At 62.1% G+C, this 396-nt stretch carries 1 protein-coding gene; it reads left to right on the top strand.

Annotated elements, in window-relative coordinates; translation table 11 throughout:
- Positions 1-396: ABC transporter ATP-binding protein (locus IMZ11_RS44575; RefSeq protein WP_228649844.1), on the top strand; the 396-nt coding region annotated here is incomplete at both ends.

Below are 396 nucleotides of genomic sequence, written 5' to 3' on the forward strand. Positions count from 1 at the left end.
GCCTGGAGAACCTCCGGTTCTTCGGTTCCCTCTACGACGGGCCGACGTCAGATCCGATGGAGCTTTTGGAGGCGGTCGGTCTCGGCGATGCGGCCAACACTCGAGTTGCCAAGTACTCCAAGGGAATGCAGATGCGGCTGACGTTTGCACGGTCGCTGATCAACAACCCTGAGCTGTTGTTCCTCGACGAGCCCACCTCAGGGCTCGATCCCGTCACCGCCCGCAAGGTCAAGGACATCATCCTGGACCTCAAGGCACGCGGCCGCACGATCTTCCTCACCACCCACGACATGTCCACCGCGGACGAACTGTGTGACCGGGTGGCATTCGTCGTCGACGGCACGATCGTCGCGCTCGACTCTCCGGCCGAACTGAAAATCGCCCGCAGTCAACGTC

Origin of the sequence: Microtetraspora sp. AC03309 (assembly GCF_020826795.1) — a bacterium.
GTDB lineage: Bacteria > Actinomycetota > Actinomycetes > Streptosporangiales > Streptosporangiaceae > Microtetraspora > Microtetraspora glauca.